This window comes from Allorhizobium paknamense, from assembly GCF_030815125.1.
Lineage (GTDB): Bacteria > Pseudomonadota > Alphaproteobacteria > Rhizobiales > Rhizobiaceae > Allorhizobium > Allorhizobium paknamense.
This window is the reverse complement of sequence record NZ_JAUSWH010000017.1, coordinates 106718-118499: the sequence shown is the minus strand read 5'-3', so window position 1 is coordinate 118499 and position 11782 is coordinate 106718. Positions and strand designations below refer to the sequence as shown.

Below are 11782 nucleotides of genomic sequence, written 5' to 3'. Positions count from 1 at the left end.
GGCGACGGCGCAGAACGGTTTGACCGGCCTCATCAACGCCGTGCGCTTGAAAGATTGTTTTTGCAAGGTCGAGACCAACGGTAACAACAGGCATGGAAACGCTCCTTCTGGCTAAAAGACACCGCCATATTCGCCGAGGGGAAGGGAGCGGTCCATGCCATCAAGTGGGTCGTCCAACGATCCCGCTACATGACACTTGAGACAATCGCCACGATGAGCGATGATCCGCTCATCAGTCTGTCAGCCGCAAGCTGATCTATTCCCGGCCCTGTCAGGAAGACACGGCGACCGCCGAAGCCACACCACGCGGCGGGACACGATCAAGCTCACGCCTGAAAACGCCGAACGGAGGTGATTTCACCCACGAATGGCCGTACCGTCCTTATTGAATTTCTCTATTGTGTTCTCCGTTTCTTCTCCGGCGAGCATCGCTATTTGGCGTCTCTCGCGGAGTGTAAACAAGCCGAGACATGGGTGTGCGCCGAGCCACTGGTGTTCCCTGGATTGGCTAAAGACGACACGCGCTGTGGGAGGCGGGCATGCACAGCCGGAAGCTGGGGTTCGGTATGGCAATCGTGGTGACATCGATGTTCGTCCCGGAAGCTCGTGCTGAATCCGGTAGTGCACTTGCGCTGATCGGCCCGGGTTCGTCGATGATGGAAGCCACACTGGCCGGAAAACTCGCCGAGGCAAGGTCAGAAAGCGGCGAGACGCCGGTGGAAGCCCCGAGCAATTCGGGTGGTGCTGTCAAGGTCGAGGACGGCGCGATCTCCATCGAGAAAGCCTATGAGGGCGATTTGCCGGGCGGCCTCAGCGGCAAGGTCGAGACCAAGATCAAATTCGACCGCTGCCCGAATTCGGATGGGCGTGTTTCGATTTCTCTCAGTTCGAGGAGCGTCGTCTCGCGGAAGGGCGGCACCGCGAACGCGACTGTAAACGTCACGGTGGATGGCATACTCCAGTTCGACGACGAGGCCCGCAATGCCGGGCTCGTTGCTGATACGAATGTCGATTACACCGCGTCCGGCAGCGAGAGCGGCGGCAAGGCGAATATCCGTTGGACAAGGGTCGGCGATACGCCGGTGCGCGACCGGATTGTGAACACGCCAGGCGGCGAGGCGACGGCGGGAGCCGTCGACATTGCGGACAGCATCCGCGCCACGGCGGAACTGGCTGCGGGTCAGATCGTGATCGGTATCGAGCGTGCCATCGAAAATGGTCATTGCGTCACGCTGTCTGTCGAGACGACGCCATCGAAGCGCAGCAAAGTCGCGCCGTCCACCGCCTTCGACGTTCTTGCCAAACCCCGTGCCAGAATGGACGGCCAGCCAACCGGTGGAACCGTGGTTGCGACCTTGCAAGGAGGAGCGACACTCAACCCCGCGAACACAAGGGTACGCGCTGATGCCCAGTTCAGCTACGGCGCGCCTGGCACCGCCAACCAGAAGGCAAGCGTCAACCTTGTGGCGCGCTCAAAACGCGGGGTCGGCCTTGCCTCGGTGGATTTCGATACCGACACGGCAGCCTTTTTTGCCTCCGGTGGCGCCAATGCCTACCATGGGGAAGGCAATATCTGCGATTTCAGCAAACCCTTCGTCATTTCTGGTAGCGGCGTGACGAACACGTTCACACCGACCGACGCAACGCATGGAACCTACGCATATGAGGGTGTGCTTGGAGGCTTTGCCGTGTGGGGGAAGGGCAGCTACGTCGTGACGCTCTCCCCGGATGGCTCTGCAGGGAAACTCGTGTCGAGCGGTGGCGGATCGGTCAAGACCCCGATGGGTGTCTTCCGCAATGAAGGCTCGGAGGTCTACGAACTGACACCGGGAACACCGTGCAGTTGATGCCATCGGGAATGCCAACGGCTGTCCTCCGTGACTGCGCTGGCCGGGGCGGCATTGGGTGCGCCAAATCGAGGCAGGGGAAACGGGGTTGGATGGAAGGCATGGCGATCCGCGAAAGACGCGCGGTAGGGCCTCGCCGACACCTCAGATCAAATCGGCCGCAAATCGAGACACATCAACTCAATTTACGCTGGCGCGATTCCGATGTCGCGGCGTGCGATTCCCTTCCACCAGAAAGCGATTCAGGTGCAAACACCGTTTGCTTTCGCATGCAAAGGGAACAGCGTCATACCAAATAGACTGCATACTAAAGCTGGCGAGGGTCGGGCCGCACACAAGGTGCCATCAATTGCGCGGCCACACCGTCCAGATGCTTCCCTTGTGCAAAAGATCGCAAGCTTGCGGACCCAAGCGGCACAACGCGAAGCCTGCACTCGTCCGCGTCCACGATGATTTCGTTGAGGCACTGGCATTGCATAGGCTTGACGGCAGCCAGGGCATGAGTGTCCTCGACGCCACGGCTCCCAAGCGCGCCATGCTCTCGGCCCGTTTCCGTTCAAACCATGACCTTGGCGCTGCTTGCAAGATGTGCCTGCCCCGTGACCATAGCGCTATTGCGACCCGGCTTTGACTGCATCCGGCCTGCACTTCCCAGCCCCTGCCGGCCCTTCCTCGTTTGTGCAAACGTTCACCTCATTCCTCTGTCTTCCCCCCGTTACTCCCTATAACCGCGTTTGCACAGGAATCGGCGTTCGGGAACCCGGATTGGCAGTTCTGGCGCAGGCCCGATGCGGAAATCATTTCCGCATCAGCAGGCTTTTATGGTTCGGGTTCAACCGCACCGTCGAGCATCGCCCGCAACTCATCCCCTTCGACGACGGTGGCGGCGGCGAGACGCCTGGCGATGGCGCGATGCCGGTCGTGATGCGCCTCGATCAAACGCCTGCCGCAAAAATCCGGGACGGCTGAAGCGATCCGATATGCGCTGTCCCGCTGGAAATCGCTTTGTCGCTTCCTTGAAGACGGCACCATCGAGATCGACAACAATGCGGCTGAACAGGCCATCCGGCCGATTGCGCTCGGCCGCAAGAACTGGCTGTTTGCGGGATCAGACAAGGGCGGCGAACGCGCCGCTGCAATCCTGTTCTTGATCGAGACCTGCTTATGCCGCGCGCGGCATAAGGCCGTCTCGATGAGCGAAGCGATGGTTGCCCAGTTCTCTGCTCCGGTGTCATGCCCGGCGAAGAGCGCATTCTTCCTGTTCAATGCAATCGGCCGGATGGTTCGCTCGACACTGTTGTTGTCGATCTCGATGCGGCCGTCGGTCAAGAAGAGCTTCAGACCATCCCAGTATTTGGCAATGTAGGCCAAGGCCTCGCCGAGTGGGGACTTGGTTGAGACACGGGCACGGTGATGGACAAGCCAGGTTTGCATGTCGGCGACCAGTGGCGCTGACCGCTCGTGCCGTCCAGAGAGACGAGCCTGCGGATCACGTCCGCGCAGTTCGGCCTCGATGCGATACAGTTCACCGATCCGTTTGACGCCATCCTCGGCAATCGGTGATATTCCGTTGCGGGTGATCTCCACCAACTTGCGACGGGCGTGTGCCCAGCAATAGGCAAGCCGAATGTCCGGGCCAACCCGCTCTGGTGCAATCAGCCTGTTGTATCCGGTATAGCCATCGACCTGCAGGATACCGGAGAAGCCCTGCAATATTCGTTCTGCATGAATGCCTCCTCGACCAGGCGCATAGGTGAAGGCCACGCCCGGCGGAGCGCTGCCGCCCCATGGGCGATCATCCCGCGCCAACGCCTAGAAGTATCCGGTCTTGGTTTTGCGCGAGCCGGGATCAAGCACCGGGCACGGGTCTCGTCCATGAACAGCTTGGTTGAGCGCTTCAGGTTGGCGATCAGCGCATCAAAGACGGGACGCAGTTCGAACGCTGCCCTACCGACCCAATCGGCAAGCGTCGAGCGGTCGAGATCGATGCCCTGACGGCTCACGATCTGCGCCTGCCGATAGAGCGGAAGATGATCGGCATATTTGGAGACCAGCACATGAGCGATGGTGGCCTCCGTCGGCAGCCCAGCCTGGATCAACCGTGCCGGAGCTGGGGCTTGGACGACGCCGTCGGTGCAGGCCCGGCAGGCATACTTGGGGCGACGAGTGACGATCACGCGGAACTGGGCCGGGGCCACGTCCAGCCGCTCGGAGACATCCTCGCCAATGCAATGGAGGCAACCGCCACAGCCGCAGATCAGGCTTTCTGGCTCAATCACCTCCTCGATACGCGGGAGATGCTTCGGAAGGGACCCACGATTGGTCGCGCGTGGCTTGGCAATCCTGCTTCCTGCAGGAGCGTCCGCCTCGTCCTTAGCATGGATCACGGCCATGGCCGTTTCCAGGTCTTCCAGTGCCAGGTCGAATTGGTCAGGATCGGTCTTCTCGGATTTGCGTCCGAAGGCTGCCTGCTTGAATGCCGCGACCAGCGTCTCAAGCCTTTCGATCCGCTCATCTTTACGGGCGATATGCTCGTCTTTGCTGGCTATCTCGACGTCCTTGGCCGCCTCGCTGAGCCGCGCCGCGATCAGCATCGCCTTCAGGGCGGCAACATCATCGGGAAGGTCTGCGGCATCAAGCATGGCCGGAAGGTACCAAATCGAAAGCGGCTTTGCCTTCGGAATTTGCCGTGCTGAGTCATCGTGCCGCAGCTATTCGACGGTCTCCGGCGTCCTCGTCCGGACGGCATGAACCCGCCGCCAATCGAGGCCTGCAAACAGGGCTTCGAACTGGGCATGGGTGAGTGTCATCAGCCCATCCTTTATGGTGGGCCAAGTATACGTGTGCTCTTCCAGCCTTTTGTAGGCCATGACGATTCCGGAGCCATCCCAGTAAACCAGCTTCAACCGATCCGCCTTGCGGGACCGGAACACGAAGACCGTTCCAGTGAACGGGTCCTTGTGCAGCTCGTTCTTCACCAAGGCCGCCAATCCGTCATGACCCTTGCGGAAGTCGACGGGTTTGGTCGCCACCATGATCCGTACGCGGTTTGACGGAAAGATCATGTCTCCGCCATCAGTGCCCGAGTGATGGCCGCGATCCGGGCAGCAGATGCGTCTTCCTCAAGACGGATCGTGACCGGGCCCACGATGATCTCGGGGCGATCGAGCATTTTAGGCGGATGTTCAGAAACAGGCGGATCAACGATCACCGCTGCGAACTCTACCGCATCCTCCGGTGCTGGGAGCATCAGCTTGCCCTGCCGCGCCATCGTCCGCCAGGTGGAAAGACTGTTCGCTCGCAATCCATAGCGCTGCGCAACTTCATTGACTGTCGTGCCAGGTCTCAAACTTTCCGAGACAATCTTCGCCTTGACCTCGTCCGGCCAGTGTCGATGAACCTCACGTCCAGGCTTTCTGGTTGTGAGAAACTCCATTGTAGTCTCCATGGAGAAACTCCCGTTCTTCATCCACGGAAACCTCGATCACAGATCAGGCGGCAACGAGCAACGTGGGAGTGGGACAGCGGTTACGCTTAACTCAGGTATATTTCTACTGGCTAGAATTCACACGGACCCTGAAGTAAGAGACTAAACGCGCTCAATACACGACTGCCGTATTAATTTAATGTAGAGCGGAATTGCCGTCACCCGAGGTGGCGCCTCCAAATGCATCTTGCATCGGGCCTTCCCTCCGCTCGGAAATCAGCTGCGGCTTCATCGTGGCCGACGATGTGCCCACCGTCTCCTCGGCGCCGATCACGCCCCGCCTTGGATGCGCTTGGAAGCCTAGAGGGTTAGTCAGGTTTCGAATATGGCGAACAAGCAATTGCAGTGAAAAAACGCTCTCATCCGAAATCTACTGTATCATTACCCGCCAGCGTTGAATTAGTCTGATCCCTCAAGGAGGAAAAAATGGCTGACCGAAGGATCGGACGATACAGACTTACGCGTAAAATAATCTCGGGTGATCCGACGAAAGGAATCCCTGACCTTTGGCAAGCGGAAGATGCCGCTGATATCTATTATCTAAAAATTTGGACTAGACAGGCAGGAGATGGCGCCACAATCCAGGCTCTCTGGAATCGCGAAGTACGCGGATTGATGCGCTTGCAGGGTTATCCAGGCGCTTCGGAACTGTTTGTTCGCCTAAGAGATCTGGACGCGAATGATGCTCACTTCTATGCGGTTATGGATGGCGGGCGATCAATGCTGTTGTCCGATGTTTTGTCGCATCGGAACCGCCATCACTGGCTTCTAAATCTTTCAGAGGTCGGCCGGCGGCGGCCACTTTGGGAAGGGATCCTGCGGGTTGCGGAGGCACTCTCAATACTCCATGCAGAAGGCACCATTCACAGGTCGCTCTCTCCATCTTCCGTGTTCGTTGGTCCGGACGGACAAGGCGACTTCAGACTGAGTGGGTTTGAGTGGTCGCTGCGTGTCGCGGGATCAGAGGGCGTCGCAGCGAAAGTCGGTCGTAGCGCGAAATTCATTGCTCCCGAGCTGGAGAAGCCCGAGGGGGAATACTCCACCGCTACAGATTGGTACGACTTCGGATTGATGGTATCTGAGCTCTTCGGTGTACCCCTAAAATCGATAAAAAACCGCTCCGCTCTTCAGAAAGTCGTGGGCGATTTCAGCTCTCTCAGGGAAAGTGAGCGAGAACTCATAATACGCCTTCTGGAAGAGAAACAAGAACGGCGGCTGTGCGATGCGGAAGAGATAACTCAGAAAGTACGCGCAATCATCAGGGATTTATCAAGCGTCACGGCAAGCTACGGACGCGATCTCGTCTTAGCTCTACGCTTGCGTCCCGATCTTGAGATCGCAAAAATCATTGAGGCAGTTTCCGAGGGCAAAGCAAAAGCTTCTGATCCGATAGCTCAGAAAGAATGGGTGATGAACGACATCAGAGGAGATGTCCGCATCACAGCGAGAGCCTCCTCTCCCGCACCCTACTACATCATCAAGGGCGAACGGCTGGAATATGAGGTCCGCGCCTGGTCTTCGGATGGACTATCAACCTGGGATGTTGCGTTTTGCGAGTCGGTTCAGTCAACACCTCGAATCGGCGTCGATGATCAATTTTTCAGCCTCGGTTCCCGAAGAATCGATATCCAACTTTATGTGCACGCTCGTCGGAACTTGCGGACGATCCGTGACCGAAGCGCTGCTTGGGATCAGGTCTTCCAGTTCCGAAAGCAGAAGGCACAGCTGCCCTCCTTTTTGAGAAACATTCATGACTTTTTCCGTATTACACAGCAGCTCGATACCGTCGTCACCGCAGCCCAAATTTGTCCCGTTAGAATTCTGGTCACTGACAGGTCCGCGAACGACACGACGATTGAGGTCACTCCTTTTGATGAGCCCGAGCGTTCAGATCTCGCAAGGTATTTGAACTTGCCGTCTCCTGCCGAACAGCTCGGCGACTGGTTCAATCTGGGTGCTGAAGCGCTCACCGCTGATGACGACGAGGACCCGATCCGTGACCGATACTCGTTCCTCGAAAGACGGACTATCGGAAGCGAGATGACAACAGCGCAATGGCGATTCACGGGCGCAATTCCGCACCGCGAAGGGCCGCGCTACATTTTTCGCGCTCAAGGTCCAGTTCCTGTTAGAGAAGGCAAGGCGTATCTTGCCCGAAATCACGGGGGTACGATTACCCAACTTCGGCGAAGGCACAAGGCGATCGATGACCTTCGCCTGTATGAGACCTTGTTAAGAACGTTGAATTCGCCGATAGAAACAACCCACAAGAGCTCCGATCCTCTTCCCGACGCCAGGAAAAAGATCCCACTCGATCCATCGAAGTTGGACGCCCTGGAAGCTCTCTGGAAGACCCAGCCTTCCTTCGCCATTCAGGGTCCCCCCGGAACGGGTAAAACAACACTCATCACCGCTTTTGCCGATCGCCTCTTCCAGCAAGACCACAGCGCGCAAGTACTTTTAACCGCCCACTCGCACCATACGGTAGATGATGTCCGGAAAAAGCTGAATGAGCTGTTTAGCGAATATCCCCATGGGGAGCGCCCTATAATTTTGCGGCTGGGAGGAAAAGCACCGCAAGACGATGTACACGACGTGGCAAATGTCACGCGGGACCTCCTGACCCGACTGCGCAACAGTGAGTTGCATAAAAGATCGCCTGATTATCTGCAGGAGCGAGTCGATGAAGCGATGTCACAAAGTACTTCTGCCGACCTGACCGCCGGCACCGACATGAGGACAATGCAGGTCCTGGTTCAAGACGCGGCAAATTTGACCTTCTCGACTTCGAATTCATCTGAACTGGCTGAACTGGCCGATCGAGGACGTAAATTTGATTGGTCCATAATTGAGGAGGCGGGGAAAGCCCACGGTTTTGATATGGCTGTCGCTCTTCAAGAAAGTCACCGCCTTCTCCTGATCGGGGATCATCATCAGTTACCGCCCTTCAACGTGCGACTTTTCACAGATCTTCTAGGCGAACCGCTAAGGGTGAGGCGCGCTATACAAGTTGGCGCCCAGTTCGCTCCGGGGCTGGTCGACCCATCCATTGTTGATGAGGAGGAGGGGAGAGACGAATTCATCGAGCGGTGCGATCAGTGGCGCAGAATGGTGCGACTTTTTGAATCTATTTTCGAAAAAAGCCGATCAGCCGGCGCGTTAACAGGGCCGGCTGCCACGTTGACAGACCAACATCGAATGCATCCGGACATCGCTGAACTTGTTGGTAAAGTGTTTTACCCAGACGGCAACGGCGGAACAATCTTGAATTCTCCTGAGGAGACCCATCGTAAATTCGAGGGTGACCCCCCATTCCTGTCAAAGGCCGGTTCGTGGTTACCGCCTGAGCGAATTGTTTGGTGTGACGTTCCATGGGTTCAAAAGCAGCAGTTCGCGTACGGCGAGACCGACGGACTTTTCGTTTCAGACTCTGAGGTCCGCCTAGTTGTGAAGATTCTTGAAGAATTGAGGCCCCGATCCAACGAACCATGCGAAATTCAAATTCTTTCCCCTTACAATGATCAGATTGAGGCGATCAAAAATGCAATCGATCGCGAGTTCTCAAATGGCAAGCTTGCACATGTGTTTGAAAAACCGTTCGACCTTAAGTCTGGCAAGCGGATGGGCGCCACGGTCGACGAGTTCCAAGGATCTGAAGCCGATATCGTGATTGTCAGCCTCGTCCGAAACAATGCCCTCGTTCCTTGGAAAAGCGTGGGGTTCTTAAAGGAAAAAAATCGGATGAATGTTTTGCTCAGCCGAGCGAGGCAAAAGCTGATCATAGTTGGAAGCTGGGATTTCTTTGCAGGCCGATGTGACCAGTTTACCAACCCCGATGAGGAATACGCGTACTTAGGCCAAATGATGGATGTGATCGAGACGGCTCGGTTAAAGGGAAAATTGGCGCGATTGGAATTGTTTAAATGAAGTTCGTTTATTTGCCAGTCTATCGCCTCGCCGTGAACTATTTCGTAAACTTCGGCCGCAGGTGGAGTGTGCTGGAGCACATGCTCCTTGTGGAAACGACCGCATCACGCCGAACGGTAAAAGAACTGTCTGCACTTGCAGATCTACCTCAACGATTGATAATTGAAGCATTGATCAACCTGCTGCGGTCAAATTGGATTGAAGTACGCAGCAGTGAGCATGGCAGCTACTTTACCGCAACTCCGGCAGGCATACGGCGAGCGCTCGAAAAAGAGCTTCCTGAGACATTGCACAAGGATGTAAAGTGGGATTCTGTTTGTGTCGACCGTGTAACCGGGCACTGGATGCGTGCTGACGAATTGGATCTAGTCTACGAACGTGACTTACCGGACGAATTCGTTGCGCTCGAGCCTTTGCTCTACACGTTTGAACAAAATGATCCCGCTCTAAGGGACCTGTTCAGGCTAAACCTTAACGAAAGTCTCGAGCCTACGCCCCCGCAGTTTCGAACCCCGTCGAAACCCTTCGCACGGATTGGCGTCGCGTTTGACCAAGTTGAAATGGGCCTGCCGCCGAGCGCGCCTTTCACACTCAGGGATTCGATCGTCGCCCTTGCTAAAACTGTGCCGGAGACGGGCGAGCCATCGACCGCCCCAGGGGCACGCGGTCCGACGGCTATCGCATTAGACGACATCACACCGGACGACATAATAGTAGGAGGGCCGGAACATTGGGATCTCCTCGCGCATATTTTCGAGGTCGCGCACACCACTATCATAATCCACTCCTGTTTTTTGGGACCCGACACTCTGAGACGGTTAAAGCCCTTCTTCGAAAAGGCTGCTAGGCGGCAGGTAAAGGTTGAGCTGCTTTGGGGGCTGCATAACGATCCAGAAACGCGAAAGCCGAAAGCCAAGTTTGCGGATTGTGAAGTGGCATTGAAGGAAATGTCTGCCCTGGTGCGCGAACGGGTCCGGTTGTCCCCTACATCGTCCGGGTCGCACTCAAAGGTAATCTTGTACGACGATAAGGAGACCGGCCTTTGGACGAGCGTAGTGGGAAGCTGTAATTTTCTCTCGAGCGAATTTGATTGGATCGAAGCGTCAGTTCGCCTTCAGAGCCAAGCGTTTGCGTCAAAGTTGTTGAACAGGCTCCTTAGCTCTCAGCTTCCAGCAGTTGGGAACTGGTCCCCCGTGGCACGACGGCTTAATGGCATTTGGTCAAAAATTAAGCATCAGAGTTATCAACGCGGTGAACGAGGCAACGTCGCCCTTACTTTGATTACGGACAAGGAACATTACGCCTGTGTCACAAAGGCTAGGGACGAGGCAGCGTCTAGAATTAAGATTGGCTGCGACATTTTTGGGCTTGCCGCGGAAACCTCCGTCCTCGCTCCAATGGAAACCGCCGCAAAACTCGGTCGCCAAGTCGACTTGGAATATTCACGAGTTAGTGAGTTCTTAATCGAAGAAGGGCGTGTGCCTGATCCAAACTCGATCAGGGAGCGCCAAATTGCTTTGTCTCAAACCCACAATTTCCATGCGAAATATCTCCTGTGGGACAACGATAACATCGTAATCTCGAGCTTCAATTGGTTGTCGACAGTCGTCGCCGGCTTCCGCAGCAATGGTGCGGAGATCGGCGTCATGTTACAAGGGCCGAATATCGCGAACATTTTTGATGAGAAGCGCAGGTCAGTCCTGGCCGCGCGCGAAAGTTCTATTGTTGATCAAGCTTGAGTTGCTTCGACAACTGACGCCACTGGCTTGATACGCTCGGGTTGATCTTTTCGAAAATGGCACTTGAAAGTGCGATTTTCGCCTGCCCTTTTGCGCTCTCATACCTGATGCAGGCTTCCATCACTCTGGCGCGAGATTCTCTTGTGTTAATCGCCGGCGCAGACTGAATGGTGGAGTAAAGGCCGTCATGGATGTTTTCGACCTGACTCCTAAGCCATTCCATTCGCAACCAGCGGGCAATGACCTGTTCACTAAAAATTACTTGAGCGACCGCAGTTATAATTTGGAAATCGGTGGCCCGATTAAGCATCGCGATAAGCCAGACAATGGTATATGCGGCCACTTTTATTCGTTCCCAACGTAACATTTTTATAAGTATGGTTTTTGTGAAAAGCGTATTTTCCAAAACGTTTGCGGCCAATCTCACCACGGGATCGGTGGCGTTGTTATTGTAGTACCCCTTAGACGGCTCAGCGATTAGGGGTACCTGAAAGGCGTGGGATAAAAGATCCGCTATGCGTTTGTCTTGGGCACGTGATGACCAGTAAATTTGTATAGCAATTCCCGAAACAAACACGCCTAAGACAGCTAGACAAAAGGCTGTTTGACTGGCGGCGAATGCTTTTGGATTTTTCTGAGGTTCGACAAAAAGAACTATTAACGACAACAATGCAGATACCCAAAACATCGTGTCAGAAACTAACTCCGCTTTCTTGAGGGGGCTGTAATATTCCTGACCTACCGTGTCCTTTTTTTGCATGTCTGTCGCCCCAAACCTCTAA

The 11782-nt window shown here is 55.7% G+C and carries 6 protein-coding genes and 2 pseudogenes; 4 read left to right on the top strand and 4 right to left on the bottom strand.

Annotated features, from left to right (window positions below):
• Positions 1-539 precede the first annotated feature (539 nt).
• Together QO005_RS20440 and QO005_RS20435 are read left to right on the top strand one after the other, a co-directional pair.
• Positions 540-1847: a hypothetical protein gene (locus QO005_RS20440; protein WP_307159852.1), complete on the top strand. Its 1308-nt coding sequence runs from the start codon at positions 540-542 to the stop codon at positions 1845-1847.
• Between the two features lie 943 nt (positions 1848-2790).
• Positions 2791-3009: pseudogene (locus QO005_RS20435) on the top strand (IS66 family transposase); the annotation flags it as partial.
• Here the strand turns inward: QO005_RS20435 and tnpC are convergent.
• The 3 genes and pseudogenes from tnpC to tnpA all read right to left on the bottom strand — a co-directional run.
• Positions 2979-4489: pseudogene (gene tnpC / locus QO005_RS20430) on the bottom strand (IS66 family transposase); the annotation flags it as partial. The pseudogenes QO005_RS20435 and tnpC sit on opposite strands and share 31 nt — an antisense overlap.
• Positions 4490-4558: 69 nt before the next feature.
• Complete coding sequence (tnpB, locus tag QO005_RS20425; RefSeq protein WP_307159851.1) at positions 4559-4912, bottom strand: IS66 family insertion sequence element accessory protein TnpB; 354 nt, start codon at positions 4910-4912, stop codon at positions 4559-4561.
• Complete coding sequence (gene tnpA / locus QO005_RS20420; protein ID WP_307159850.1) at positions 4909-5283, bottom strand: IS66-like element accessory protein TnpA; 375 nt, start codon at positions 5281-5283, stop codon at positions 4909-4911. Before tnpA ends, tnpB begins: the two co-directional genes overlap by 4 nt.
• 477 nt (positions 5284-5760) lie before the next feature.
• Here tnpA and QO005_RS20415 point away from each other — a divergent pair, with 477 nt between their 5' ends.
• Positions 5761-9261, top strand: coding sequence for an AAA domain-containing protein (locus tag QO005_RS20415; RefSeq protein ID WP_307159849.1), 3501 nt, complete (start codon positions 5761-5763; stop codon positions 9259-9261).
• Positions 9258-11000: a phospholipase D-like domain-containing protein gene (locus QO005_RS20410; protein ID WP_307159848.1), complete on the top strand. Its 1743-nt coding sequence runs from the start codon at positions 9258-9260 to the stop codon at positions 10998-11000. The genes QO005_RS20415 and QO005_RS20410 overlap by 4 nt, the downstream gene beginning before the upstream one ends.
• On the opposite strand, the gene QO005_RS20405 is transcribed toward QO005_RS20410, so the two are convergent.
• The gene (locus QO005_RS20405; RefSeq protein ID WP_307159847.1) at positions 10981-11760 is read right to left on the bottom strand and encodes a hypothetical protein; all 780 of its coding nucleotides are present in this window, start codon (positions 11758-11760) and stop codon (positions 10981-10983) included. The genes QO005_RS20410 and QO005_RS20405 overlap by 20 nt on opposite strands.
• Between the last annotated feature and the right edge of the window lie 22 nt (positions 11761-11782).